Source organism: Pseudomonas sp. (genome assembly GCF_050739775.1).
Classification (GTDB): Bacteria; Pseudomonadota; Gammaproteobacteria; order Pseudomonadales; family Pseudomonadaceae; genus Aquipseudomonas.
This window is the reverse complement of the sequence record NZ_JBOICA010000012.1, coordinates 1-24,962: the sequence shown is the minus strand read 5'-3', so window position 1 is coordinate 24,962 and position 24,962 is coordinate 1. Positions and strand designations below refer to the sequence as shown.

Here is a 24,962-nt window from a genome sequence, read left to right as displayed (position 1 = left end):
ACCTTCAGACCTCATCGCGGGGTAAGGCGCGATGAGGTCAAAAAATCACAACGAAATCGGCTTGCGCCCCGCAAACGAATGCGCCAGCGTCCCGCCATCCACCAGCTCCAGCTCTCCGCCCAACGGCACACCATGGGCAATTCGCGAAGCAACCAGACCTTTGTCCGCCAGCAACTGGGCGATGTAATGGGCCGTCGCCTCACCCTCCACCGTCGGATTGGTGGCCAGGATCACCTCGGTGAAGGTGCCTTGCTGTTCAATGCGCGCCATCAACTGGGGAATGCCGATGGCTTCAGGCCCCAGGCCATCGAGCGGTGACAGGTGCCCCTTGAGCACAAAGTAACGGCCGCGATAGCCGGTCTGCTCCACCGCATAGACATCCATCGGCCCCTCGACCACGCACAGCAGCGTGTCGTCCCGGCGCGTATCGGCGCACTGCGGGCACAGCTCTTGCTCGGTCAAGGTACGACACTGACGGCAATGCCCGACCCCTTCCATGGCCTGGCTCAACGCCTGGGCCAGGCGCAGGCCGCCGCTGCGGTCGCGCTCAAGCAATTGCAGGGCCATGCGCTGGGCGGTTTTCTGGCCGACACCAGGCAAGGTGCGCAAGGCATCGATCAGTTGGCGAATCAGTGGGCTGAAGCTCATGGTCATTAGCCTGAAAATTCAAAAATCGCGAGAAAAACGACGATGGGAGCAACGACCTTGCAGCCGTGCTCCCACCGAAGGTACTACAAGTGCTGACTCAGAATGGCATCTTGAAACCAGGCGGCAGTTGCATGCCGGCGGTCATGCCACCCATCTTCTCCTGGCTGTTCTGCTCGACCTTGCGCACTGCGTCGTTGACCGCCGCAGCGATCAGGTCTTCCAGCACTTCCTTGTCTTCCTGCATCAGGCTGTCGTCCAGGCTGATGCGCTTGACGTCGTGACGACCGGTCATCACCACACTCACCAGGCCTGCGCCCGATTGGCCGGTCACTTCGGCGTTGGCCAGCTCTTCCTGCATCTTGGCCATTTTTTCCTGCATCTGCTGAGCCTGCTTCATCAGGCCGGCCATGCCACCTTTCATCATGGGGATCACCTCAAATTTAAACTTACGGGGTGCGGCGCAGGCGTGGCCCGGGCCGCTTGTGTCATTCGCTTATTCGCCCTGGGCTACCTGGGCGTCTACAGGCTCAATGGTATCGTGTCGGACCATCGCACCAAACTGCTTGATCATCTGCTGGATGAGCGGGTCGGCTTCGATCGAAGCCTGCGCCTCACCCTGGCGCTCGGCGCGTTTGCGCGCTGCCGCCTGAGCCGGGGTTTCCTGCTCTGGACGGATCAGCTCAATGGACAACTTGAGCGTACGCCCAAAATGCTGGTTCAAGGCATCGTTCAGGCGTCGCTGCTGGGTGGCATTGAACAGCGCGCTATGGGCCGGGTCCAGGTGCAACAGCCAATCATCGCCATCGGCGGCCATCAAGGTACAGTTGGCGGCGATACTGCCGGTCATCCCGGAGATCGGCAACTGTGGGAATAATTCCAGCCATTGCAACGCCAGGCCAGTGGCCGGCATGGCCGCTGGCAAAGGCTCGAGGGCAACTGCCGGCGCTTCCTCGTGCACATGCTCGATCGCCAACTCATCCAGATAACTGTAGCTGGCCGGATCCATTTCCGGCTCATAGTAATCTTCGTCCAGCGGCGGCTCGTCGTCGCGATCCATGCCTGCGGGACTGTAGCCAATGTTGTCGTCGTGAGCAGGCTCGTCCTGGCGAACAACAGCCTGAACCGGCGCAGGGGCTGATTGCGGCTCGACTACAGGTTCGGGCGCAGGTGCAGCTTCAGGCTCGGCAGCAGGCTCGACCGGGACAGGATCGTTCCAGGGCAAATCGACAACTGGCTCCGGTGCCTCAACCTGGACCTCGACTGGCATGGGCTCTGGCTCTGGCGCAGCAACAACTACCGGCTCAGGAGCAACAGCTGTAGGCTCGACAACCGGCGCAGCATTCACGGCAGACGCGGCTGCACTGGCTGCTGCCACCGCACTTGCCGAATCAGCTGTGGCCTGGCTGATCCCCACCGGCTTTAGTACCGGCGTCGGCGCGTCATCAGTATCGGCTGGACGGAACGCCAGCATGCGCAACAACACCATTTCGAAGCCACCGCGCGGCTCAGGCGCCAATGGCAGGTCACGACGACCGATCAAGCCCATCTGGTAGTAGAACTGTACATCTTCCGCAGGCAGCGCCTGAGCCAGCGCCAATACCCGGTCACGATCGCCCTGGCCGTTGTCCACGGCTTCAGGCAGCGCCTGGGCAATGGCGACGCGGTGCAGCACATTGAGCATCTCGGCCAGTACGCCACTCCAGTCCGGCCCCTGCTCGGCCAGGTGGCGCACCGCTTCGAGCAAGGCACGGGCGTCACCTTCGAGTAGCGCCTGCAGCACACCATAGACCTGGCCATGATCGAGAGTGCCGAGCATGGCCCGCACATCCGCCGCCAGCACCTTGCCGTCACCGAAGGCGATGGCCTGGTCGGTCAGGCTCATGGCATCGCGCATCGAGCCGTCGGCCGCACGGCCAAGCAACCACAATGCATCGTCTTCAAACGGAACATTCTCGGCACCCAGCACATGGCTCAAGTGCTCGACCACCCGCTCGGGGGTCATGTTCTTCAGGGAAAACTGCAGGCAACGCGACAGGATGGTCGCCGGCAGTTTTTGCGGATCAGTGGTGGCGAGGATGAACTTGACGTAGGGCGGCGGCTCTTCCAGCGTCTTCAGCAAGGCGTTGAACGAGTGACTGGAAAGCATGTGCACTTCGTCGATCAGGTAGACCTTGAAGCGCCCACGGCTCGGTGCGTACTGCACGTTGTCGAGCAGTTCGCGGGTATCTTCGACCTTGGTGCGGCTGGCGGCGTCGATCTCGATCAGGTCAACGAAACGCCCCTCGTCGATCTCCCGGCACACTGAACAGGTGCCACAGGGCGTCGAGGTGATGCCGGTTTCGCAGTTCAGGCACTTGGCGATGATCCGCGCGATGGTGGTCTTGCCCACGCCACGGGTACCGGTGAACAGGTAAGCGTGGTGCAGGCGCTGGTTGTCCAGCGCATTGATCAAGGCCTTGAGCACATGGGTCTGGCCGACCATTTCGCGGAACGAGCGCGGACGCCATTTACGTGCAAGGACCTGATAACTCATCGAAAACCGTCAAATAGATAGACCAAAGACCGCTAATCCTAGCGGAGCAGGCCTGAAATTGCATCCGCTAAGCGGCCTGACGTATAAGCTTTGTTCGCCAGGATGCCGATAGCACACTGGCAGAAGTGGATGCGCTGGGTTTTGAGCCTGTTGATGCTGTACATCGGCCAACTGCCGGCCACTGAGTTACCACCCTTACGCTTTGCCGTCGCCGATAGCTGGACCATGCCGCTGGTACGTTTGGAAAACAACCAGCCGGTCGAAGGCATCATGTTCGACCTGATGAACACCCTGGCCAGCCGCGTGCAGCGTCGCCCTGAATTTCACGTAATGCCACGCTTGCGCCTGCAGACGGCAATGGAGCGCGGCAGCGTTGATGTGCGCTGTTTCGTGATGCCGTCCTGGAGCGGCGGGCAGCCGGGCAACTTCAGCTGGAGCCCGCCGCTGTTCCAGCAGCGCGACTGGCTGGTAGCCCGTAGCCAGGAAGCAGCGCCAAAAAGCCTGGCGGACTTGCCCAGCGGAGTGATCGGTACCGTGCTGGGCTTTAACTACCCTGCCCTGCAACCTCAATTCGACAATGGCCACCTTAAACGTGACGACGCCCGCAACCAGTTGCAGGTACTGCAGAAACTGCAGGCCGGACGCTACCGCTATGCGATTAGCAGTCAGTTGAGTCTGGATTGGTTCAATCGCCAGCTCCCTGCAGAGCAACGCCTTCAGCCTCTTGCCGGGCTTGAGGAACAGCAGCTGGGTTGCATGGTGCGCAACGACCCAGAAAACTCCGCACAAGGCCTGCTGCAGGCGCTCGTGCGGATGAAGCAGACGGGGGAAACTGAGCAGATTTTCAAGCGCTACAGCTTAACCAATACGCTGCCCTTGCAACGCCGAGTTCTTCAATCAACTCAGTCCTCGTCCGGCATGCAACCATTGACGATCCAGCGAGGCTGCCCCTTGATCAGATTCAGCTCGAGTTCGGAACGTCCCGATGTTTCACGCACCCGCTGCAACACTCGTTCGGGCACCGTGAATACCTGATCGTTATTTGCGCCCCTGAGCACCACCTTCAATCGGTCGCCCACCGGCACGACCACTGCATTGAAGCCGATGTCGCTGATTCGTGGATATAGAACCGGATGCTGGCCACCCAAACTGATGAAGCGATAGTTTTCCAGCCATCGAAAACGTAAAAGATTGCCATTATCGGGTGGAAAATGCCCAATTTCCTTATACCGCCGAAATGTCAGTTCCATCGCATCGTCAAGACTCATCTGACTGGGCCTCACAGTTCTCTCGCGGTAATTGGAACAACCATAAGGCGATGGCACCCCCAGCCAGAGATCGATCATACCCCGCGAATCATGGAGCCCCTCATCAAGCACGCGACAGCCTGGCTGCTCATTATTTTCAGGTAAGGCACAATTGTAACCTTTCAAGGTTGGCCTCAACCCCAACCCTGCCATCGTCATTCGTGCAAACTGCGTGACCGCCATTCCAGCACCTTTTTTATAAGAGTCGCCCAAGTCTGAGTGCGCCCCCGGTACTTCAATCGTCACAATCCGCTGCGGAAAGTAAAAAAGTTCCGCCAGCGGATTACTTTCATAGCCTTCATCGGCATCAACCAACAGCCCGAAAAATTTGCGAGTCTCGTTCTGTGCCACAAAGTGGTATGCGAACACCAGATTTGATGGTAACGACAGATCCAGATAGCTCGCCAAACCGGTCGCTACCGTATCGAACAACAGCGCGTAGGAACGCACCGTGAGTTTGTCGCGCCGCACATTAACCAATGGCTTGCTGGCCAACAGATTAAGGAAATATCGAGACGTCGCAGCCCCCCGACTGAAGCCGATGACAACGACACGAACCTCTCTAACCCCAGCATCCATACTGGCAATTTTGGATTCCACATCGGCCACGGCGCGACGAGCCGTCAGCCAGGTACTCCAGCCAATCGCAGAATCAAAAGGACATGCCACCCAGGAAGGGCAGCCCGGCCCACGATAGTAAAAATGCGACAGGGCCTGCACAGGGATCTGCGCGCTTTCGGGACCCTTGCGAACTTCGTCAACGACATCCTGGTACAGCCTGCCAACTACCGTGGCATTTTCCGAGTCTGGGGTATTGAAGAGGTCATTGTTGGTGCCATCGAACGCCACGACTAGTGTGTACACACCCGGTTCGCCATCATTGACCCACGGCAATATGAAAGAAGGCATTCCTCCAAGATTATGAAGCCTGGTTTTCTGCTCTTCGGAAATCGGCACTTCACGATTGCCGGAAAATAAACTGGAGCAACCCGATAACGCTAGCCAGAACAATAGAACGATGTAATTTCTAAGCAGCTTACTCACTCAAACGCTTCCCCGCCAACGGGCATCAATCACCTACGCCGATGCCTTAATGGCCCTATATCGGCAGCGCCCCCGCCTCCTTTACAGATCGCCAGCTTCACTACATCACCGTGAGATGCAACGATGTTACGCCCCGAACCAACAGCCCAATCAGAGCGCCCTCCCTGGATACATGACCCGAGCGCGGGATGCTGATGACCGAAATAAACTTAATCGTCACAGCCATCGCGAGGCATGCTGAGTCCATGGCGCCCAGACTAACTGTATCCGTGGGCCATCGATTAAAAAGCGAAACAAGTGAATCCCCAATCAGCGGAGCAGAAGGGCACGTAGGAACTTGGAGGCGAGGATTTAAGGCGATAGAATACAAAGCACTGTGCACCACTTAGGTTCACCACAACGCTGCAACACTTCGAGATTTTTGATGCGAAAAACCTTGATGATTCAAGGACTTGAAGAATGGAGGCGACCCCACCAGCCACACCCCGGCACTCGATGTTCCCGCTATGGCTGCTCCCTTCCGGGCCTGACCAGGTTAACGGGTAATCAATGCGGGGGGACCGATGGGGTCACCATAACGCTACTCATCTGGCGACAAGCCGCGCCATTGTACCGGCATCAAGTGAAGATACAACCACTAATTCAAAAAAAACCATCACCACTCAATGACTTGGCTCTGCTCTACAGCGCCTGCCGGGTGATCCGCAGGTGGATTAAGTGCAGCTTGGCAACCACCGGCTTGCCCAGCACGAAGGGATAGAAATCCACCTGCCCCATGCTGCGCGACAGTTCGTTGAGCATCGCCGACAGCTCGACCCAGGCATTGAGAAATGCCAGGAAGCGATCGCCTTGCGGGTCGTCTGGGCGGTACAGGTCCTCACGCTGGAACGGTGGATAGTCCAGGTCCAGGCTGCTCGCGTTCATACCCAGGGCCAAGGCGGTGTCCAGGGCATCGGTCATGTGCAGGTAATGGGCCCAGGTTTCCGCCCAGTCTTCCCAGGGGTGCATGGTCGCGTAGGCACTGACATGGGCCTGCGCCCAATCGCTTGGCGCGCCCTGTTGATAATGGCGCTCAAGCGCCTCGGCGTAGCCCTGGCGTTCGTCGCCGAACAGTGCGCGAAAATCTTCCAGCCACGCCGAGTCGGCGATCAGCCGGTCCCAGTAGTAATGCCCGACCTCATGGCGCAGGTGGCCAAGCAAGGTTCGGTAGGGCTCGTGCAACTGCACCCGCACCCGCTCACGCCAGTCATCGTCGGCCTCGCGCACATCCAGGGTGATCAAGCCATTGGCATGACCGGTGGTCGGCGCATGGCCTTCAAGGTCGACACCGATAAAGTCAAAGGCCAGGCCTTCAGGGTGCTGCTCGCTTTTCGGCTCGACGGCCAGCCCCAGGTGCAGCAACTGAGCGGTCAAGCGACGCTTGGCCGTTTCCAGCTTGCGCCAGCGCGAATGGTTTTCCACGAGCGACAGGTCAGGGATGGTCCGATTCAGGCGACAGGCCAGGCACCGGTTGTGAGGCTCGTCAGCGGCCAGCAGCCAGTTGCAGGCCGCCGGGGTATCGAGATTAGCGCAACGGCGCAGGGAACCCGCTTCAGGCTCGCCATCAAGCAGCCAGAGACCTTCACCAGGCCCGGGCATCAGGCTGGCGACCAGATTACCCTGCGGCCAATAACCCAGCGCAGTCTGGCAGGCCAGGCACAGGCTGTTGCGAAAGAACACCGACTGCCCGCACTGGCATTGCCAGACCCGATCCGGTCGCTGCTCGCGACTGACAAAGGACGCCGCAATCCTGGCGCCCAGCTGCTCGAAAAAACGGTACATGGCGATCCCTCCTGGCTGCTTGCCAAGACTAGACCATGGGCACCGCTACGCGTTGCCGTGTTTACACGGCGATACCGTGCTCACCGAGGAAGGTCAGCAATGCATCCTCGTCCAGCACCTTGAGCCCCAGCTCGTTGGCCTTGGCCAGTTTGGAGCCCGCACCAGGCCCGGCAACCACGCAATGGGTCTTGGCCGACACCGACCCCGCGACCTTGGCACCCAGGCTTTCCAGCTTGTCCTTGGCGACATCGCGACTCATGCGTTCCAGGGAGCCGGTCAGCACCCAGGTCTGACCGGCCAGCGGCAAGCCAGCAGCGACCTTCTTCTCGCTCGACCAGTGCATGCCGAATTCACGCAACTGCGCTTCAATGGCCAGAGCCAGCGCGGCGTTGGCTGGATCCTGAAAGTAACTGCGTACCGCATCGGCCTGTTTGGCCGCCAACGCCTGGCGCAGGTCGATGCCGTCGGCAGCAATGATTTTTTCCAGGCTGTCGAGCTTGGCCACCAGCTTTTCCGCACCCGTTGGCCCTACCGAGGGAATATCCAGCTTGGCGATCAGCCCGGCCAGGGTGGTGCTGGCCGCGAACTCGGCGCCCAGCTCGCCCTCGTCCTGCAACTGCAGCCCACGCTCAAGCAGTTGCGCAATGACGCTGCGGTTATGTTCGTCTTCAAAGAAGCTGTGGATCTCGTGGGCCACTTCCAGACCGATATCCGGCAGGTAGGTGAGCACCTGCGGCAACGCCGCCATGACCCGCTGCAACGAGCCCAGGGAGCGCGCCAGGACCTTGGCCGTCTCTTCGCCCACATCGGGAATGCCCAGGGCATAGATGAAGCGCGCAAGGCTTGGCTGCTTGCTGGCAGCAATGGCCGCCAGCAGGTTCTTGCTCGACAGCTCGGCAAAGCCTTCCAGGTCAACGATCTGCTCAAAGGTCAGCTGATACAGGTCGGCCGGAGAACGGATCAGGCCTTCATCGACCAATTGCTCGACGCTTTTTTCGCCCAGCCCTTCGATGTCCATGGCCCGCCGCGAGACGTAATGGATGATCGCCTGCTTGAGCTGCGCGGCACAGGCCAGACGGCCGACGCAACGGTAGACCGCGCCCTCACTGACAGTTTCCTTGCCCTTGCTGCGCTTGATCAACTGCGTGCGCTCAACCTGTGAACCGCACACCGGGCACTGGGTGAGAATGTGCACAGGCCGGGCATCATCAGGGCGACGTTCAGTCACGACCTGCATGACCTGCGGAATCACATCGCCAGCGCGGCGAATAATCACCGTGTCGCCGATCATCAACCCCAGACGCGCCACCTCGTCCATGTTGTGCAAGGTGGCATTGGACACCGTAACCCCGGCCACCTTCACCGGCTTGAGCCGCGCCACCGGGGTTACCGCACCGGTACGCCCCACCTGGAACTCCACGTCAAGTACTTCAGTCAGCTCTTCCATGGCCGGAAACTTGTGGGCAATGGCCCAGCGTGGTTCACGCGCACGAAAGCCCAGCTCGCGCTGGGAGGCCAGGCTGTTGACCTTGAACACCACACCGTCGATCTCGTAAGGCAGGTCATTGCGGCGCGCGCCGATATCGCGGTAGTACTCCAGGCATTCGGCCACGCCTGCTGCATGGCGCAGTTCGCGACTGATCGGCATGCCCCAGGCCTTGAGCTGCTCCAGGGTACCGATATGCGTCTCGGCCAGTGGCGCCAAGACCTGACCCAGGCCATAGCAGCAGAACTCCAGCGGACGGCTGGCAGTGATCTTCGAATCCAGCTGGCGCAGACTGCCCGCTGCGGCATTGCGCGGGTTGGCGAAGGTCTTGCCGCCCGCTTCGATCTGCGCCTGATTCAGGCGCTCGAAGCCGGCCTTGGACATGAACACTTCACCGCGCACTTCGAGCACTGCAGGCCAACCCTCACCCTGCAGCTTCAGGGGAATGTTGCGCACGGTACGGACGTTGACGCTGATGTCTTCACCTGTGGTGCCGTCGCCACGGGTGGCGCCCTGTACCAGTTGCCCGTCTCGATACAACAGGCTGACGGCCAAACCGTCGAGCTTGGGCTCACAACTGTAATCCACCGCCGCACCGCCACCGAACAGGTCGCCGGCCGGCAGGTCGAGCCCTTCGACCACGCGCCGGTCGAACTCGCGCAGGTCGTTTTCCTCGAAGGCGTTACCCAGGCTGAGCATCGGCACTTCATGACGCACCTGGCTGAAGGCTGACAACGCAGCGCCACCAACGCGCTGGGTCGGCGAATCAGCCGTCACCAGCTCTGGGTGCTCAGCCTCCAGGGCCTTGAGTTCGCTGAACAGACGGTCGTATTCGGCGTCCGGAACGCTGGGCTCGTCGAGCACGTAATAGCGATGGTTGTGCTGGTCGAGTTCGGCACGCAGTTCGAGGATTCGGGATTCGGCGGTCATTTCGTATTCTCTTGCAAAGCAAAAGAGCAGCCTGGGCTGCTCTTTGGGCATGTCTCTACTAGCTGTCGGTGATGCTTTTAGCGCTTCTGGGTCAGGGCACGACGCTCGAACTCGACAATGCGCTGACGGTAATGCTCGATGGTCTGGGCGGTCATCACGCTGCGCTGGTCATCCTTGAGCTCACCATTGAGCTCATGGGCCAGCTTGCGCGCAGCAGCGACCATGACGTCGAAGGCCTGCTTGGGATGACGCGGCCCCGGCAGGCCGAGGAAAAAGCTCACAGCACGGGTGCTGAAGTGATCGATGTCGTCCAGGTCGAACACGCCAGGCTTGACCGCGTTGGCCATCGAGAACAGCACTTCGCCATTACCGGCCATGCTTTCGTGACGGTGGAAGATATCCATCTCGCCGAAGCGCAAACCGCTCTCCAGGATGTTCTGCAGCAAGGCCGGGCCCTTGAAGCCACCTTCGTCACGGGAAATCACGCTGATCACCAGTACTTCTTCAACCGGTGGCAGGCCGCGGACCTCGCTGCTGCCAACGCTGCCACGGGTTTCATCCGGGTAATCGCCGTCAATGCTGGCGAACAGGTCTGGCTCACGCGGCTCGGCAGCCAGGTTCAGGTCACCCTGTTGCGGCTCACTGCCACGCTTGCGCTTGGAAGCTTTCGGTTTGCTGTTGTTGCTGTTGCCGTCACGCTCGCGCGCAGGCGCACTCATGGACGGCAGGTCGTGTTCGTCCAGCTCAGGTTCCTTGTGGGTGTCCAATACCCGTGGCGTGCCGATCAGCTCAGCGCTGTTTTCCTCATCCGACGCATTGGAGAAGCTGCGATCCAGACGAAACTTCAGCTTGCCCTTGCCGCCGCGCATGCGACGCCAGCCGTCAAAAAGAATACCGGCAATGACAATAATGCCGATGACGATCAGCCACTCGCGCAGACCGATTTCCATGTAATCCTGTGCCTCTGTAAAAAATGCTGAAAAATAAAGGGTTTAAACCCCTTTAAAACGTGGCGCCAACTCTATGTTCTGACAGGCGTTTTACCCACGCAAAAAATAAGTGACATTAAGCTAGCACGACCAAAGATAACTTTACACCGTCTGTCGCAACTGACCGGGCCATTTACCGCAGGTTCACGCCTTACCGCCTCCAATCAGGCGTCGACCATGGCCATCGCCTCCTCTACATCAACTGCAACAAGACGTGAACAACCCGGCTCGTGCATGGTAACCCCCATCAACTGCTCAGCCATCTCCATGGCGATCTTGTTATGGGTGATATAGATGAACTGCACTGTCTGACTCATCTCCTTGACCAGCCGGGCGTAGCGTCCGACGTTGGCATCGTCCAGTGGTGCATCGACTTCATCGAGCATGCAGAACGGTGCCGGGTTCAATTTGAAAATGGCAAACACCAGGGCCAGGGCGGTCAGCGCTTTCTCCCCGCCCGAAAGCAGGTGGATGGTGCTGTTCTTCTTGCCCGGTGGCCGCGCCATGATTGTTACCCCTGTATCGAGTAGATCTTCGCCCGTCAGTTCCAGGTAAGCGCTGCCGCCACCGAAAACTTTTGGGAAAAGTGCCTGTAATCCGGCATTTATCTGATCAAAGGTATCCTTGAAGCGGTTGCGGGTTTCCTTGTCGATCTTGCGAATGACGTTTTCCAGGGTATCCAGGGCTTCGACCAGATCGGCATCCTGAGCATCCAGATAGCGCTTGCGCTCTGACTGCTGCTGATATTCGTCGATGGCTGCCAGGTTGATCGCACCCAGGCGCTGTATACGGGCGTCAATGCGCTCCAACTCCTGTTCGGCCTCTTGCTCGCTGGCCGCTTCACCCAAGGTGCCCAACACCCCTTGCAGGTCATAGCCGTCGGCCTGCAGCTGTTCCTGGAGGGTCTTGCGCCGCACGCTCAGCCCCTGCCATTGCAGACGGTGCTGTTCCAGCTGGCCGCGCAGCAGTTGCGCTTGCTGCTCGGCCTGGGTACGGCGTTTTTCCGCCTCACGCAGCTCGCGGTCAGCCTCGTCCATATGCAGGCGCGCCTGGCGCATTTCGTCATCGACGCTCATGCGTTTTTCCAGCAACTCTTCGAGCTTCAGGCGCAACTCTTCCAGCGGCGCTTCCCCCTCCTCCAAATTAAGGCTGAGCTGCTCGCGCTTTTCTGTCAGGCGTTGCGATTGCAGCTCCAGGCGTTCCAGGGCCTGGCGGGTCGAGTCGTGCTGAGCCCGCAGCGAGCCCAGGCGCACCGCCAGCTGATGGGCGTGATCCTTGTGCTGACGAGCTTCCTGGCGCACCCGGTCGAGGCGCTCACGCAAGCTGTCGCGCTGGGCCAGGAGCAACTCGCGTTGCTCGGTGTCCTGGGCCATCAGTTCGAGGGCGTCCTGCAATTGCAGGCGCGATTCGCCGAGATTCTCGCTTTCGAGGGCGCGCTGCTCCAGCAGTTCGGCCAGTTCTTCTTCCAGACGCCGACGCCGCAAGCTCAGTTGCTCGGCCCGCGCCTTGCCGGCCGACAGGCGTGCGTTGAACTCGCTCTGCTGACGGGCCTCGTCCTGAGCACGACGACGCAAGTGCTCGCGACGCTCCTCAAGCGCCTGCTGCTGTTCGCGCTGCGCCTGAAGCCGGGCTTCGAGCAATTCGAGCGAGGCTTCCAGCGCCTGACGATCAAGGCCCAAGCGCTCCAGCTCTTGACCACGGGCCAGCACACCACCCTGGGCATCGCTGGCGCGATTGACCCGCAGAAAATGCCGCCCAAGCCAATAACCATCACGGCTGACCAGGCTCTGACCGTCGTTCAAGCGGCTACGCCGGGCCAACGCCTGCTCAAGGTTTTCCACCGGCAGAACCTGGCCCAGCCAGGGCGCCAGATCGACTCGCCCTTCAACTTTGTCAAGCAAGCTGCCCGGCATGTGCGCACTTTCGGCCATTGAATCAAGCAAGCGCAGATCGCCCTGACTGAACCCCGCCAGATCAAGGCTGCTGAAATCATCAACCACCACGGCCTGCAAATCTGCGCCCAGCACGGTTTCTACCGCCAACTCCCACCCCGGCTCGACCCGCAGGCTTTCGGCCAGGCGCGGGCGCTGCTCCAAGCCCTGCTCGCATAACCATTGCGCGGTGCCAGCGCCCGGCTCCAGCGCAGCCTGCTGCAAGGCTTCGAGTGACGCCAGACGACCACCCAGACGCTGCAACTCACCCTGGGCCTGTTGTTGCGCCTGGACTGCCTGCTGCAGCTGTTCGCGCAGCGCCTCCAACTGCTCGACCACCTGCTGTTCTTGCAACTGCAGGTCTTCGAGCACCAGCTCGCTGGCGGCCACTTGCTCACCCAGCGCCAGAATCGCGGCGTCTTCAGGGTCGGCGCTGAGCTGGTCGCGCTCCTCACCCAGTTTGCGCTGGCGTTCGGCGAGACGTTCAAGGGCCTGTTCGAGTTGCTGGATGCGCGCCTGCTGCACTTCAGCTTGCCGGCGCGGTTCGGCTGAACGGGTGTTGAACGTGTCCCACTGCTCCTGCCAGCCGTGCATGGTGCCTTCGGCTTCCTCCAGGGTCGCGGCCGACTCTTCGGCGGCGGCCAGGGTCATTTCCTGCTCGGGCTCAAGCAATTCGAGCTCTTCGCCCAAGGTGGCCAGCAAGGTGCGGTCATGGCCCAGGTGCGATTCGGTCTCCAAGCGGGAGCGCTCGGCTTCCTTGAAGTCGTCCTGGAGCTGGCGTAGACGCTGCTGGCCATGCTGGATGCTTTGCTCGACCCGGGCGATATCGCCACCGACCGAGTAAAAGCGCCCCTGCACCTGATTGAAGCGCTCAGACAGCTCATGATGGCCATCACGCAGGCGTTCGATGCTGGCATCGGCATTGCGCTGCTCGGCCACCAGCGCCTCAAAGGCAACTTCCTGGTCAGCGATCACCACTTCGCGCTGACCGACCTGTTGACCCAGGGCTTGCCAGCGCAAGGCGGCCAGTTGCGCCTTGAGTTGGCGCTCCTCGGCTTTGTATTCCTTGTACTTCTCGGCGGCTTGGGCCTGGCGATGCAAGCGTTCGAGCTGGCGCTCCAGCTCCTCGCGCAAGTCGGTCAGGCGCTCGAGGTTTTCATGGGTGCGGCGGATGCGGTTCTCGGTCTCGCGCCGACGCTCCTTGTACTTGGAGATCCCGGCCGCTTCTTCGATGAAGTTGCGCAGGTCTTCCGGTTTGGCCTCGATCAGCTTGGAGATCATCCCCTGCTCGATTATCGAGTAGCTGCGCGGGCCCAGGCCGGTGCCAAGGAAGATGTCGGTGATGTCACGGCGCCGACATTTAGTGCCGTTGAGGTAATAGGTGTTCTGCCCGTCGCGGGTGACTTTGCGGCGGATGGAGATTTCCGCGTAGGCGGCGTACTCACCGACCAGGGTGCTGTCCGAGTTGTCGAACACCAGTTCGATACTGGCCTGGCTCACCGGCTTGCGGCTGGTCGAACCATTGAAGATGACATCGGTCATCGACTCGCCACGCAAGTTCTTGGCCGAGCTTTCGCCCATCACCCAGCGCACCGCATCGATGATGTTGGACTTGCCGCAGCCATTGGGCCCGACCACCGCCGCCATGTTGCTGGGAAAGTTGACCGTGGTCGGGTCGACGAACGACTTGAATCCGGCCAGGCGAATGCACTTGAGGCGCATGCTCAGGCAGTCGCCAGTGCCGCCAGCACCAGCTCGCAGCTGCGCTGGCAGTATTCGGCCAGCACCGTGCGGATCCGCGTCTGATCGCGTGCCACCACGGCTTCAAGCAGGTTGGCGAACAGTGCCAGGAAGTCGCTCATCTCGGCCTTGCGTTGATCCAGTGCCAGGTAATAGGCACGACTCATGGCCGGCTGCAGGTTCTCAACGGTTTCCTGCAGGTAAGGATTGTTGGCGAACGGATAAGCGGCGCGCATCACCGCAAAGCTCTCTTCGACGAAGGCTTTGATGTCCTGGCGTTCGAGGGCACTGGTCAAACGCTGCTGAATCGTCAGGAACGCCAGCAAGTCCCCCTCGTTGCGCCAGTGCTGCGCAACCGCATTGCCCAACAGGATGTAAAGCTCGCCCATCAAGGTGCACAGGCTGCGTACCCCATGCTCGTCGAGCTCGGTCACGTGGGCGCCACGGCGCGGCAGAATGGTCACCAGATGGCGACGTTCGAGGATCAGCAAAGCTTCACGCACCGAGCCGCGACTGACATTCAACGCCTGGGTGACCTTCTGCTCCTGGATACGTTCAGCAGGCTTGAGCTCGCCGCGGATGATCCGCTCGGCCAGGTAGTGGGCAATTTGCTCGGAGAGGCTGTCCGGCGCCTTGAACGTCATGGTTTTCCTTCAAAATCATTGAACTGTGCAAAAGGCGCAATTGTAGCGCACTTGCCCCTGCGCCGCGCAGGGGCCTGGATACAGAAGTTGGCACGAATGGCGCAAAAGATTCGCCATGAGCACAGCGGACTATGCTCTATAGAGAAGCACCTGTGGTGGGTGGGCAGTGTCGCAACAATTTTCCTGACCCCAAAGTCAGAAAAATGTTGACCTAAAAATCAAGTCTGCTTACAGTCCGCTCAACAACAATAAACCGCGTGTGAGGCCTTCCGTGATCCAGTTTCTACTCAACCAGGAGCTGCGCAGTGAGCATGCCCTGGATCCCAACCTGACAGTGCTGCAATACCTGCGCGAGCACTTGGGCAAGTCCGGTACCAAGGAAGGCTGCGCCAGCGGCGATTGTGGTGCCTGTACCGTAGTGGTCGGCGAATTGGCCGAGGACGACAGCGGCCGCGAGCATATCCGCTACCGCAGCCTGAACTCCTGCCTGACCTTCGTTTCGTCGCTGCACGGCAAGCAATTGATCAGCGTCGAAGGGCTCAAGCACCAGGGTCAACTGCACAGCGTGCAACAAGCCATGGCCGATTGCCACGGCTCGCAGTGCGGTTTCTGCACGCCAGGCTTTGTCATGTCGCTGTTTGCCCTGCAGAAGAACAGCGCTGCACCGGACCTGCACAAGGCCCAGGAAGCGCTGGCCGGCAACCTCTGCCGCTGCACCGGTTACCGCCCGATCCTCGCCGCCGCCGAACAATCCTGCTGCCAGGCCAAACCTGACCAGTTTGATAGCAATCAAGAACAGACCATTGCCCGCCTCAAAGCCATCGCCCCAAGCGAAACCGGTGAGCTCAACAGCGGCGACAAACGCTGCCTGGTGCCGCTGACCGTGGCCGACCTTGCCGACCTGTACGGCTCGCACCCCGAAGCACGCTTGCTCGCCGGCGGTACTGACCTGGCGCTGGAAGTGACCCAGTTCCACAAAACCCTGCCGGTGATGATCTATGTCGGCAACGTCGCCGAACTCAAGCGTATCGAGACGCTAGACGAGCACCTGGAGATCGGTGCAGCCACCCCGCTGACCGACTGCTACGACGCCTTGAGCCGTGAATACCCGGACTTCGGCGAACTGCTGCACCGCTTTGCCTCCTTGCAGATCCGCAACCAGGGCACCCTGGGCGGCAACATCGGCAACGCCTCGCCGATCGGTGACTCCCCTCCCCTGCTGATTGCCCTGGATGCGCAGGTTGTCCTGCGCAAAGGCGAGAGCACCCGCACCCTGGCCCTGGAAGACTATTTCATCGACTACCGGATCACTGCCCGTCAGGAAAGCGAGTTCATCGAGAAGATCATTGTGCCGCGCGCCCGCAACGCCTGGACGTTCCGCGCCTACAAGGTGTCCAAGCGTCTGGACGACGATATTTCAGCTGTCTGCGCCGCCTTCAACCTACGCATCGAGAACGGTGTGGTCGAGGCTGCACGCATCGCCTTCGGCGGCATGGCCGCGATCCCCAAGCGCGCCCGTGCCTGTGAAGCCGCCCTGGTCGGCAAAGCCTGGAACCAGGCCAGCATCGAACGCGCTTGCCAGGCCCTGGGTGAAGACTTCACCCCGCTGTCGGACTTCCGTGCCAGCAAGGAATACCGCCTGCTCAGCGCGCAGAACCTGCTGCGCAAATTCTTCATCGAACTGCAAACGCCGCACATCGAGACTCGGGTGACCGCTTATGTCTAATCATCACGTCGCCAAAAGCCAGGCACAAATGGCCGAACTGTTCAGCCAGGACCTGACCACCGGTGTCGGCCGCAGCATCAAGCACGACAGCGCCGACAAGCAGGTCAGCGGTGAAGCGCAGTACATTGACGACCGCCTGGAATTCCCCAACCAGCTGCACGTGTATGCGCGCATGTCCGACCGCGCCCATGCCCGGGTGCTGAAGATCGACACCAGCCCCTGCTACGCTTTCGAGGGTGTGCGCATCGCCATCACCCACGAAGACATTCCGGGCCTGAAGGACATTGGCCCGATCATGCCGGGTGACCCGCTGCTGGCCATCGACAAGGTCGAGTACGTCGGCCAACCGGTGCTCGCCGTCGCCGCCCGCGATCTGGACACCGCACGCCGCGCGGCGATGGCCGCAATTGTCGAATACGAGGATCTGGAACCGGTGCTCGACGTGGTCGAGGCCCTGCGCAAACGCCACTTCGTGCTGGAAAGCCACACCCACAAACGCGGCGACTCGGCCACTGCCCTGGCGAGCGCCGCGCATCGCCTGCAAGGTACCCTGCACATCGGCGGCCAGGAACACTTCTACCTGGAAACCCAGATTTCTTCGGTGATGCCTACCGAAGACGACGGGATGATCGTCTACTGCTCGACCCAGAATCCCACCGAGGTGCAGAAGCTGGTCGCCGAAGTGCTCGACGTGCCGATGAACAAGGTACAGGTCGACATGCGCCGTATGGGCGGCGGCTTCGGCGGCAAGGAAACCCAGGCGGCGAGCCCGGCGTGCCTGTGCGCGGTGATCGCCCGCCTGACCGGCCAGCCGACCAAGATGCGTCTGCCGCGGGTCGAGGACATGCTGATGACCGGCAAGCGTCATCCGTTCTATGTCGAATACGACGTCGGCTTCGATGACAGCGGCCGCCTGCACGGTATCAACCTGGAGCTGGCCGGCAACTGCGGCTATTCGCCGGACCTCTCGGCGTCCATCGTCGACCGCGCCATGTTCCACTCCGACAACGCCTATTACCTCGGTGACGCCACGGTCAACGGCCATCGCTGCAAGACCAACACCGCATCGAACACTGCCTATCGGGGCTTCGGTGGCCCACAGGGGATGGTCGCCATCGAAGAGGTGATGGACCACATCGCCCGCCATCTGGCGCTCGACCCGCTGGCGGTACGCAAGGCCAACTACTACGGCAAGACCGAGCGTAACGTCACCCACTACTACCAGACCGTCGAGCACAACATGCTCGAAGAAATGACCGCGGAACTGGAAGCCAGCGCCGACTACCATGAACGGCGCGAGTCGATCCGCCGCTTCAACGCCAACAGCCCGATCCTCAAGAAAGGCCTGGCGCTGACTCCGGTGAAATTCGGCATCTCCTTTACCGCAAGCTTCCTCAACCAGGCCGGTGCGCTGGTACACGTCTACACCGACGGCAGCATCCACCTCAACCACGGCGGCACAGAGATGGGCCAGGGCCTGAATACCAAGGTGGCGCAGGTGGTGGCCGAGGTGTTCCAGGTCGACTTCCAGCGCGTACAGATCACCGCGACCAACACTGAGAAGGTGCCCAACACCTCGCCGACGGCGGCCTCCTCCGGCGCCGACCTGAACGGCAAGGCGGCGCAGAACGCGGCGGAGATCATCAAGAAACGCCTGGTGGAATTTGCCGCGCGGCAGTACAAGGTAACCGAAGAAGACGTCGAGTTCCGCAACAACCATGTGCGTATCCGCGACGAAATCGTCAGCTTCGACGCCTTGATCCAGCAGGCTTACTTTGCCCAGGTGTCGCTGTCGAGCACCGGCTTCTACAAGACCCCGAAAATCTACTACGACCGCAGCCAGGCCCGTGGCCGCCCGTTCTACTACTTCGCTTTCGGCGCGGCCTGTGCCGAAGTGATCGTCGACACCCTGACCGGCGAATACAAGATGTTGCGCACCGACATCCTGCATGACGTCGGCGCCTCGCTGAACCCAGCCATCGACATTGGCCAGGTGGAAGGCGGCTACGTCCAGGGCATGGGCTGGCTGACCACCGAAGAGCTGGTGTGGAACGCCAAGGGCAAGCTGATGACCAACGGCCCGGCCAGCTACAAGATTCCGGCAGTGGCCGATATGCCGATCGATTTTCGCGTGAAGCTGGTGGAGAACCGCAAGAACCCGGAAGACACCGTGTTCCATTCCAAGGCCGTAGGTGAGCCACCGTTCATGCTCGGTATCGCCGCCTGGTGTGCGATCAAGGACGCCGTGGCCAGCCTGGCGGACTACCGTGTGCAGCCGAAGATCGATGCGCCGGCAACGCCTGAGCGGGTGCTGTGGGGTTGCGAACAGATGCGCAAGGCGGTGGCGGCGCAACAGCCGGCTTCCGAGGTTGAGACAGTGACTCCGTGAAGCCCCAATCGCCGGCAAGGCCGACTCCCACTGTAGGAGCTGGCCTTGCCGGCGATGAGGCCAGAACAGGCCCCCAATAGGTAAGTGATTATGCACACCTGGATCAACGCCCTCGCCGACCTGCAAGCCCGCGGCGAAGCCTGCGTACTGGTAACCATCATCGAGGAGCGCGGCTCGACACCGCGCAATGCCGGCTCGAAGATGGTGGTCAGCGCCGAACAACTGTTCGACACCATTGGCGGCGGTCACCTTGAATACAAGGCGATGAAGATTGCCCGCGAAATGCTCGCTGAACGTCGCGAATCGCCGCATCTGGAACGCTTCAGCCTCGGCGCCAGTCTTGGCCAGTGCTGCGGCGGCGCCACCGTACTGCTGTTCGAACCCATGGGCCAGGTGCAGGCGCAAATTGCCGTGTTCGGTGCAGGCCATGTTGGCCGTGCTCTGGTACCCTTGCTCGCCGCGCTGCCCTGCCGGGTGCGCTGGATCGATTCGCGCGAGCAGGAATTTCCCGAGAGCATTCCGGCCGGGGTCAGCAAGATCGTCAGCGAAGAGCCGGTCGATGAAGTCGACGACCTGCCCGCTGGCAGTTATTGCATCGTCATGACCCACAACCACCAGCTGGACCTGGAACTGACCGCAGCAATCCTCAAACGCAATGACTTCACCTGGTTCGGCCTGATTGGCTCGAAGACCAAACGGGTCAAATTCGAGCACCGCCTGCGTGAACGCGGCTATACCGAGGAGCGCCTGCAGCGCATGCGTTGCCCAATGGGCCTGACCGAGGTCAAGGGCAAGCTGCCGATCGAGATCGCCGTGTCCATCGCCGCCGAAATCATAGCCACCTACAACGCCAGCTTCGGCCAGCACGACACTGCTGCCAATGCCGGCCCCATTGCCCAATTGCTGCCGCCCTCTCGGCGCAGCCAAGCCATATGACGAGAGCCCTATGAGCGCAACCCGCAAAGCCTACCGTGCCGCCATCCTGCACAGCATCGCCGACCCTGCCGAAGTAGGTATCGAAGCCTCCTACCAGTATTTCGAAGACGGCCTGCTGCTGATCGACAACGGCAAGATCAGCGCCTTGGGGCACGCCAGCGAACTGCTGCCGACCCTGCCAGCGGACATCGAGGTGCAGCACTATCAGGACGCCCTGATCACCCCTGGCTTTATCGACACCCACATTCACTTCCCGCAGACCGGCATGATCGGTTCCTACGGTGAACAACTGCTGGACTGGCTCAACACCTACACCTTCCCTTGCGAGAAGCAGTTTGCCGACAAGGACCACGCCGACAAGGTGGCGAAGATCTTCGTTGAAGAACTGCTGCGCAACGGCACCACAACTGCCCTGGTGTTTGGCAGCGTACATCCCGAATCGGTCAATGCCTTCTTTGCAGAAGCCGAACGCCTGGACCTGCGGATGATCGCCGGCAAGGTGATGATGGACCGCAACGCCCCGGACTACCTGACCGATACCGCTGAATCCGGCTACGTTGAGAGCAAGGCACTGATCGAGCGCTGGCATGGCAAGGGCCGCCTGCACTACGCGGTGACCCCGCGCTTCGCCCCGACCAGCACCCCGGAGCAACTGACCCTGGCCGGGCAACTGCTGGGCGAGTTCCCCGACTTGTACATGCACACCCACCTGAGCGAAAACCTCAAGGAGATCGACTGGGTCAAGGAACTATTCCCCGAGCGCAAGGGTTACCTGGACGTCTACGACCACTTCAAGCTGCTCGGCGAGCGCTCGGTGTTCGCTCACGGCGTGCACCTGTGCGACGAGGAATGCCAGCGCCTGGCCGAGACCGGTTCGGCCGTGGCCTTCTGCCCGACCTCCAACCTGTTCCTCGGCAGCGGCCTGTTCAACCTGCCGCAGGCGGAGAAGTTCAAGGTCAAGGTCGGCCTGGGTACCGACGTCGGTGCTGGTACCAGCTTCTCGCTGCTCAACACCCTCAATGAAGCCTACAAGGTCATGCAGCTGCAGGGCGCGCGCCTGAGCCCGTTCAAGTCACTGTACCTGGCCACCCTCGGCGGCGCTCAGGCGCTGAGCCTGGATGACCGTATCGGTAGCCTGAAGCCTGGCAACGATGCCGACTTCCTGGTGCTCGATTACAAGGCCACACCACTGATGGACTACCGCATTCAGCAGTCCAACAACATCGACGAAACCCTGTTCGTGCTGATGACCCTGGGCGACGACCGCACCGTCAAGCAGACCTTCGCCGCCGGACGTTGCGTGCACCAGCGTTAGGTCTCACGGAAAAGCCCTCGGTACAAAGCGCCGCCGATCAGCGGCGCCACCAGACCTAGCGGGGCTGCTTTGCAGCCCTTCGCGGATGAATCCGCTCCCACTACAGCCAGATTGCGTCCCACAAGGGATAGTCGACCAATCGTGTTACTAATCCGGCCCTTAAAGGGTTGGCCACTACGTAACGAGCAGCATGAAGAAGATCATCTTCGTGACGCAGAGCGTGGTCGTGAAAACCTGATTGCCAAAACTCACCCGTTTGACCTCGACGGTGGTTAATCGCAATAGCACTGGCAGCTTTTACTTTGGCCATTAAGCGAGCTAGTTGAACATCCTGCAATTCCACTAACCAATGAAAATGATCAGGCATCACGACCCATGCCAGGGATCGCACCTGGCCATTTTCTTCGGCCACTCGAAACTGCTGAACCAGCAAACGCCCCAAGAAGAAATCACTGAAAACAGGATTTCGCTCCCACGTATTTGAGGTCAATAGATAGATTCGGCCGGATTCACTGTAACGACCGATGCGCAGATGACCGGAAGGCATACAAACGATCCGGACTGGATGTCTTTCCAACCCTAGTTCGCATAATGCCTCACCTGATTACAAGAAATTATCGAAAGATTTCTGTGGGAGCGGATTCATCCGCGAAGGGCCGCAAAGCGGCCCGAAGGAAGATGTATCAACCTTTGAGCGGCGCCACACCACCACGTTTTTTGGTCTGCAGCAAATGCGAGAACACCGCATGCAGATCATCCGAGGCGCTGTCTTCGTCGAGGTTGAGTTTGCTGTCGATGTGGTCCATGTGATGCATCATCAGGCTGACCGCCTGATTGACGTCACGGGCTTCGATGGCGTCGATTAGCTGCATGTGCTCATCGTAAGAGCAGTGCGAGCGGTTGCCGCTTTCGTACTGGGCGATGATCAGCGAAGTCTGCGATACCAGGCTGCGCTGGAAGCTGATCAACGGCGCATTGCCCGCAGCTTCGGCCAGCTTCAAGTGGAACTCGCCGGACAGGCGAATACCGGCACCACGATCACCCCGGGAAAAGCTGTCGCGCTCTTCACGAACCATTTGGCGCAGCTCGTTAAGCTGCTCAGCCGTGGCGTGCTCGACCGCAAGCTCGGTAATGGCGCGTTCAACCATGCGCCGCGAGAAAAACACCTGACGCGCTTCCTCGACCGTAGGGCTGGCCACCACCGCACCACGGTTAGGCCGCAGCAGCACCACGCTTTCATGGGCCAGGCGCGACAATGCGCGACGAATGATCGTGCGGCTGACGCCAAAAATTTCGCCCAGGGCTTCCTCGCTCAACTTGGTACCCGGCGCCAGACGCTGCTCGAGAATGGCCTCGAAAATGTGCGCATAGACGATATCGTCCTGGGTTCCGCTGCGCCCGGCCTTGCCGGTACGCACTGGTTTCTTGAGAGGTTGCAGCTGTTCGTTCATGGGCACTCGAGCACGGGGATCGGCCTGTCGGATCCTGACTGTAATACCAGCCAGCAGGGCGAAGGCAAGTCTTGATAAGAAAATTAAACGATTAAGGTATGGGCACATTGTACACAGCCGCAGGGATTTCTGCAGGGGATGATGGCCTTTATAGCTACGCGGCGAAATTATTTGCGCACAGCAACGAAAACATTATTTGCATTATTTGTATACAAACGCATAATCCCCTCGTGCAACTTCCTGACTCAGAAGTCAACAAAAGGTCCGGTCGCCTGCCATCCCATCCGCCTCACAGAGCTCCCCAGTGCGTGCGCAGGACTGGCTCTGAAAAACAAGAAAAGACTTGAGGAGTACACGCTGTGGAAAGCCGCAAATCCGAAGCCCCTACGCTGGATCTCGCCCCACCGCTCGAAACGAGCTGGCTGGAGCGGATTTTCAAACTCAAGCTACATGGCACCACCGTCAAGACCGAAATGATCGCCGGGTTGACCACCTTTATCACCATGGCGTACATCATCTTCGTCAACCCCAACATCATGGCCGATGCCGGCATCGATCACGGCGCGGCGTTTGTCGCCACCTGTATCGCTGCCGCCCTGGGCTGCCTGTTGATGGGCCTGTACGCCAACTGGCCGGTCGGCCTGGCACCGGGCATGGGGCTCAACGCCTTCTTTACCTATACCGTGGTCGGGACCATGGGCTACACCTGGGAGGCCGCGCTGGGCGCGGTGTTCGTCTCCGGGGTGCTGTTCATGCTGCTGACGCTGTCGCGGGTGCGTGAATGGCTGCTCAACAGCATTCCCGTAAGCCTGCGTCATGCAATGGGTGCCGGCGTCGGATTGTTTCTCGGACTGATCGGTCTTAAAACTGCAGGGATTGTCGTCGACAGCCCGGCCACCCTGATCAAGCTCGGCTCCCTGCACGAGCCAGGCCCGCTGCTGGCAGCGATCTGCTTTTTGATGATCGCGGTGCTCAGCTATCACCGGGTGTTCGGCGCGATCCTGATCAGCATCATCAGCGTCACCCTCGCTGGCTGGGGTCTGGGCCTGGTCGAATACGGCGGTTTGTTCTCGCTGCCACCGAGCCTGGCACCGACCTGGATGGCCATGGATGTGGCAGGCGTGTTCAACGTCAGCATGATTGCCGTGGTATTCGCCTTCCTCTTCGTGCATATGTTCGACACCGCCGGCACCCTGATGGGCGTAGCCCAGCGGGCCAACCTGGTGAATGCCGACGGACGCATCGAAAACCTCTCGCGAGCGTTGAAGGCTGACAGTGCCTCGAGCGTGTTCGGTGCAGTGGTCGGCGTACCGCCGGTTACCAGCTATGTGGAAAGCGCTGCGGGGGTTGCCGCAGGTGGTCGCACGGGGCTGACGGCCGTGGTGGTCGGCCTGTTCTTCGTTGCGGCGATGTTCTTCGCGCCACTGGCCGGGATGATTCCCGCCTACGCCACGGCGGGTGCGTTGATCTACGTCGCCATGCTGATGATGGGCAGCATGGCCCATATCGACTGGGATGAAGCCACCGACAGCATCCCGGCGATCGTCACCGCGATCATGATGCCACTGACCTTCTCGGTCGCCGATGGTATTGCCCTGGGCTTTATCACCTATGTGGTGCTCAAGGCGGGTACTGGTCGTTACAAGGAGATTTCCGCAAGCCTCTGGGTGCTGACGGCGATCTTCATTGCCAAGTTTGTATTCTTGTAAACACAACCTCAGGTAAACAGAGCCTCACCTTCGGGTGGGGCTTTTTGTTGTTTCTGTGGAAGCGGGCTTGCCCCGCGATGCGATTTGGCTGACAGCCCGCAATCGCGGGACAAGCCCGCGCCCACCGGAGTGAGTTGCAAGGCAAAAAAAGGCTCTTCACGGAATCCTGGGGACTATGATCCTTGGGTTGGGATGTTGAGGCTACGAGCTTATCCATTCGCTGTGGCGCCGCTACTGGCCCCTTCCGCCTTTACGGCGGCCTACTTAATGAGATGGTCACCCCGGCACCCTGCGGAGCCTAAGCTTTCGCAGGGTGTTTTTACTCTGGAGGCCATCACCATGAACGACGCAGCGTTAATCGGC

General features: G+C 60.4%; 16 protein-coding genes, 1 other RNA gene and 1 pseudogene. 6 read left to right on the top strand and 12 right to left on the bottom strand.

What is annotated here, in order from left to right; genetic code table 11:
* Nucleotides 1-45: 45 nt before the first annotated feature.
* The 3 genes from recR to dnaX form a co-directional block, all read right to left on the bottom strand.
* On the bottom strand, nt 46-648 hold the full coding sequence (gene recR / locus ACRESH_RS08400; RefSeq protein ID WP_431741548.1) for a recombination mediator RecR: 603 nt from the start codon (nt 646-648) through the stop codon (nt 46-48).
* Between the two features lie 97 nt (nt 649-745).
* Nucleotides 746-1,072, bottom strand: a complete 327-nt coding sequence (locus ACRESH_RS08395) for a YbaB/EbfC family nucleoid-associated protein (RefSeq protein WP_028945400.1) — start codon at nt 1,070-1,072, stop codon at nt 746-748.
* Nucleotides 1,073-1,141: 69 nt separating this feature from the next.
* Nucleotides 1,142-3,181, bottom strand: coding sequence for a DNA polymerase III subunit gamma/tau (gene dnaX / locus ACRESH_RS08390; protein WP_431741547.1), 2,040 nt, complete (start codon nt 3,179-3,181; stop codon nt 1,142-1,144).
* Nucleotides 3,182-3,334: 153 nt separating this feature from the next.
* On the opposite strand from dnaX, the gene ACRESH_RS08385 reads away from it, so the two are divergent.
* Nucleotides 3,335-4,216, top strand: coding sequence for a substrate-binding periplasmic protein (locus tag ACRESH_RS08385; RefSeq protein ID WP_431741546.1), 882 nt, complete (start codon nt 3,335-3,337; stop codon nt 4,214-4,216).
* A gap of 740 nt (nt 4,217-4,956) precedes the next feature.
* On the opposite strand, the pseudogene ACRESH_RS08380 reads toward ACRESH_RS08385, so the two are convergent.
* The 7 genes and pseudogenes from ACRESH_RS08380 to ACRESH_RS08350 all read right to left on the bottom strand — a co-directional run.
* A pseudogene (locus ACRESH_RS08380) lies at nt 4,957-5,397 on the bottom strand (phospholipase effector Tle1 domain-containing protein); the annotation flags it as partial.
* A 604-nt stretch (nt 5,398-6,001) separates the two neighbouring features.
* Nucleotides 6,002-6,098, bottom strand: an RNA gene (gene ffs / locus ACRESH_RS08375) — signal recognition particle sRNA small type.
* 115 nt (nt 6,099-6,213) lie between these two features.
* Complete coding sequence (locus ACRESH_RS08370) at nt 6,214-7,353, bottom strand: zinc-binding metallopeptidase family protein (RefSeq protein WP_431741545.1); 1,140 nt, start codon at nt 7,351-7,353, stop codon at nt 6,214-6,216.
* A gap of 61 nt (nt 7,354-7,414) precedes the next feature.
* The gene (gene ligA, locus ACRESH_RS08365; protein WP_431741544.1) at nt 7,415-9,769 is read right to left on the bottom strand and encodes an NAD-dependent DNA ligase LigA; all 2,355 of its coding nucleotides are present in this window, start codon (nt 9,767-9,769) and stop codon (nt 7,415-7,417) included.
* 77 nt (nt 9,770-9,846) lie between these two features.
* The gene (gene zipA, locus ACRESH_RS08360) at nt 9,847-10,719 is read right to left on the bottom strand and encodes a cell division protein ZipA (RefSeq protein ID WP_431741543.1); all 873 of its coding nucleotides are present in this window, start codon (nt 10,717-10,719) and stop codon (nt 9,847-9,849) included.
* Nucleotides 10,720-10,922: 203 nt separating this feature from the next.
* Entirely contained in the window at nt 10,923-14,411 is a 3,489-nt protein-coding gene (gene smc, locus ACRESH_RS08355; RefSeq protein WP_431741542.1) for a chromosome segregation protein SMC, read from the bottom strand.
* Nucleotides 14,412-14,413: 2 nt separating this feature from the next.
* Nucleotides 14,414-15,073, bottom strand: coding sequence for a GntR family transcriptional regulator (locus tag ACRESH_RS08350; protein WP_431741541.1), 660 nt, complete (start codon nt 15,071-15,073; stop codon nt 14,414-14,416).
* Between the two features lie 271 nt (nt 15,074-15,344).
* On the opposite strand from ACRESH_RS08350, the gene xdhA reads away from it, so the two are divergent.
* The 4 genes from xdhA (at nt 15,345) to guaD (ending at nt 21,439) form a co-directional block, all read left to right on the top strand.
* Complete coding sequence (gene xdhA, locus ACRESH_RS08345; protein WP_431741540.1) at nt 15,345-16,799, top strand: xanthine dehydrogenase small subunit; 1,455 nt, start codon at nt 15,345-15,347, stop codon at nt 16,797-16,799.
* Nucleotides 16,792-19,188 carry a xanthine dehydrogenase molybdopterin binding subunit gene (xdhB, locus tag ACRESH_RS08340; protein ID WP_431741539.1) on the top strand — a complete coding sequence of 799 codons (2,397 nt, stop codon included), beginning with the start codon at nt 16,792-16,794 and terminating at the stop codon, nt 19,186-19,188. Before xdhA ends, xdhB begins: the two co-directional genes overlap by 8 nt.
* A gap of 90 nt (nt 19,189-19,278) precedes the next feature.
* Entirely contained in the window at nt 19,279-20,124 is an 846-nt protein-coding gene (xdhC, locus tag ACRESH_RS08335; protein WP_431741538.1) for a xanthine dehydrogenase accessory protein XdhC, read from the top strand.
* Nucleotides 20,125-20,134: 10 nt separating this feature from the next.
* Nucleotides 20,135-21,439 (top strand): guanine deaminase, encoded by a 1,305-nt coding sequence (gene guaD / locus ACRESH_RS08330; RefSeq protein WP_431741537.1) that lies wholly within the window; start codon nt 20,135-20,137, stop codon nt 21,437-21,439.
* A gap of 100 nt (nt 21,440-21,539) precedes the next feature.
* Here the strand turns inward: guaD and ACRESH_RS08325 are convergent, their stop codons facing one another.
* Nucleotides 21,540-21,986 (bottom strand): REP-associated tyrosine transposase, encoded by a 447-nt coding sequence (locus ACRESH_RS08325; protein ID WP_431741536.1) that lies wholly within the window; start codon nt 21,984-21,986, stop codon nt 21,540-21,542.
* Between the two features lie 136 nt (nt 21,987-22,122).
* Entirely contained in the window at nt 22,123-22,890 is a 768-nt protein-coding gene (locus ACRESH_RS08320) for a GntR family transcriptional regulator (protein ID WP_036994364.1), read from the bottom strand.
* A gap of 359 nt (nt 22,891-23,249) precedes the next feature.
* On the opposite strand from ACRESH_RS08320, the gene ACRESH_RS08315 reads away from it, so the two are divergent.
* A complete protein-coding gene (locus ACRESH_RS08315; RefSeq protein WP_431741535.1) occupies nt 23,250-24,599 on the top strand; it encodes an NCS2 family permease in 1,350 nt (449 codons plus the stop codon).
* Nucleotides 24,600-24,962: the final 363 nt, after the last annotated feature.